This is a genomic window from Rhabdaerophilum sp. (assembly GCF_046092605.1).
Classification (GTDB): Bacteria; Pseudomonadota; Alphaproteobacteria; order Rhizobiales; family Beijerinckiaceae; genus Rhabdaerophilum.
Genome location: NZ_JBJTDY010000135.1, coordinates 1 through 2,742, shown reverse-complemented (window position 1 = coordinate 2,742; position 2,742 = coordinate 1). Strand labels below are relative to the sequence as shown.

Annotated in this window: 2 protein-coding genes; both read right to left on the bottom strand. The window is 60.9% G+C overall.

Translation table 11 applies throughout. The annotated features are described in order from the left end of the window. Positions 1–1,461 (bottom strand): DEAD/DEAH box helicase (locus tag ACKODO_RS10320; RefSeq protein WP_408983353.1); only part of this gene is annotated, 1,461 nt, incomplete at its 3' end. A 3-nt stretch (positions 1,462–1,464) separates the two neighbouring features. After that, positions 1,465–2,403, bottom strand: a complete 939-nt coding sequence (locus ACKODO_RS10315; protein ID WP_408983352.1) for a DNA methyltransferase — start codon at positions 2,401–2,403, stop codon at positions 1,465–1,467. Between the last annotated feature and the right edge of the window lie 339 nt (positions 2,404–2,742).

Genomic DNA, 2,742 nt, shown 5'->3' with positions numbered 1-2,742 from the left:
CGGAAGTGCAAGCAGCTTGTCCCAGACTCCCTCGGGGATTGCTGGATTCGGCTTCAGCTCCACTGGATTGATCAACACGCGGCGGCCGGGGAGATCGTCGCCTCCATCCCCGCCTGACATCAGCGCCTTGGCGACGTCCTTGACCGATGCTTCGTCGAAGAACGGTAGAAGGCAGTCCACCGAGTTCAATCGGTCATTGCCCGGGATCCGGCGCGCAAGCGGAGTGCGCACCATCCGCCCGAGAAGTTGCGTGATGTGCGTCTTATCCCGTGCAGGCCGGAACGAGACCATGACTTCGGCGCGTGGGCAGTCCCAGCCCGTACTGATGGCGTCCTTCGCGATCAGCACCCGGACCCATATCGAGTCCTGCACCCGTTCGGGTGAGATGTAAGGCACGCTGTGGCGTCCGAAGGTCTGCGTTGTATGCTCGCCGAAAACATGGGCGACCGCATCATCCGCAAGATCGGGCCACCGCTCGTAGATCGTGTCCAGCGCCTTTCCTATGTCGTTCGGGTCAGGCGAATTCGGAACCTGCAACACCATGAGCGGTCGCACAGGATCTGCGTCGCCCTGCGCCTGCGCATAAGTTGCCCATGCCGCCGAGATGTCCTTCAGCTTGTCCGTGCTGCGCCGTACAAGCACCGTGTCGAACTGACCGGCCTCGTTCGGCACGTCGAGGATGATGGTGTCCTTCAAAAGGCCCGAGGCCTGCACCTTTGCGGAATCCACAATGACATTCGGCAGGGTGGCGCGGCCCTGCATGTCGCTCATCGCCGCGTTGAACCTCTCGACAGTTGCCGAGATCCCGAGGACGACGGGAATGCCGGGAACAGAGCCGGTCCCGTTGATCAGCCGCTTGACGATGGTGGTTTTCTCGCCCGCGCCGGTGCCAGAGCGCATCCCGCGATGCGCCTCATCCAGCACCAGATAGAGAGTTAGCGCCGGATCATCGATCGTGTTCTGGATCGTATCCCAGATCGTGAACGATCGCATGTCGGGCATGATCCGCATCTGGCCGTCTTTTTCGATCCCTTCATCATCGGCATCGTGGCCACGAACCAGCAGGCTCGATTTGCCCAGTTTCTGGGTGTTCAGGAAGTAGATCTTCCCCGCTTCCAGCTTTTCCCGCTGGAACGTGCTTTGAACCACCACCAGATCCGAGATCGAGATGCGGTCGGACGCCTCCAGCAGCCGAAACTTGGATTGCTCGTTCAAGGACGGGTCGTCGCTGAACCAGATCACCACAGCGCCCGGATCGGGCTCGATGTCGTAGTTGTCGTCGCCGTGGAACAGCGCCTCGAACACTGCCGCCGCCATGACAGTCTTGCCTGCGCCGGTCGTCGCCGTCAGCGAGAAGGCGTGCTTGTCCTTGTCCTCGCGCCAGCGCTTCGACGCCTTCTTGAGGTTCACCAGAACCTTGCCGACGGCCTCTTCCTGATAGTCCTTGAGGGTAAACTTCATGGCTCAGCGGCCCATCGAAAAGCGGAAATTGGAAAGGTAGGACTCGTAGAGCCGTACCGGCTCGACCCCGTCCGGCAGCGCGCGGGCCACCGCCTGGAAACGGCGGTCGTCGTCGGTCACCACATAGGCGACGCGGAGTCCACCTTTCGCGGCCACGGCGTCGCAGAATGCGCCTGCGCGGTCCAGGTCGACCAGCAGACCATAGGTATCGGCCAAAGCCCAACCACCCTCTGGCAGGTCGTCGATCCGACGCCCTTCCGACCCTGCCCGCATCCACAGCAGGGGGGCGATGCGCTGGAAGGCGAAGTTCGCACCGACGGCCACGTAGGACTCGTAGGTCAGCGTGAAGAACTCGGCGTTCTCCTGAAACCCCTCGGCCATCGGAAACTCGTCGGTGAACTTGTAGTCGCCTTCGATTTCCTTACCCTCCGGCGTCTTGCCGGTGATCGCGGCGCCGATCCGCGGCTTGGTGATGTGGTCGCAGATGCCCCACTTTTCCCAGTCAGTATCCCCAGGCCGCAGGCTGGCCCGCCGTAGGGCCGTCTGCTCTTCGGCCGCCACCACGTTGTTGGTGACCGAGATGCACTGCCGCCGCCCGCCGTCCGGGCGGTTCAGCCGCATGACGGCGTGGGCGGTCGTGCCGGAGCCCGCGAAGAAGTCGAGGATGATGGCGTTTGGTCTGTCTTGAACAAAAAAACGTAGGGCGTCCTCAACGGCATAAAGTGACTTTGGGAACGGAAAAGTTCGCTTGGGCAATATACTGCGTAACAAAGCGGTTCCATACTCTGATGCGTTGTGAGCAGGAATCCTCCATTGGGATGGCGCGATCCTGCGTGTATCTCTTCGCCCCTCCGCGATAATTGACCCGTCTTCAGCAAAACCCTTGACCACAAACCTTTCCGACATTACCGCAGCGTATGCACCGTCCGGAAGATAGTTCACTACGAAGCCATAGGACGTTGGGCGTCCAAGCCTTACCCGACCCTGCTCAATGCGATTTCTGAGTTCTTCCGGTCCAACTTGCCATACTCCTTGGCTTCCATCAGACCGAAGTGGCCAGATAGTAACGAGCCCGCGCCGGTCTGGGGGAAGGGCAGCATCCAGGGGAACAGTTTCACCAACCTCGATGATCCTTGAACCATCTGGCGCGGCGTAGATAGGGAAGAACAAACCGGGTCGTTCCCTTCTTGCAGCGTGAGAGCCCCGCCGCATCATGGATGTCCAGTCCGGCGACGAAGGTGCGGCGTCGTCACCAAGATCATAGGTTACTGTAGTAGATGC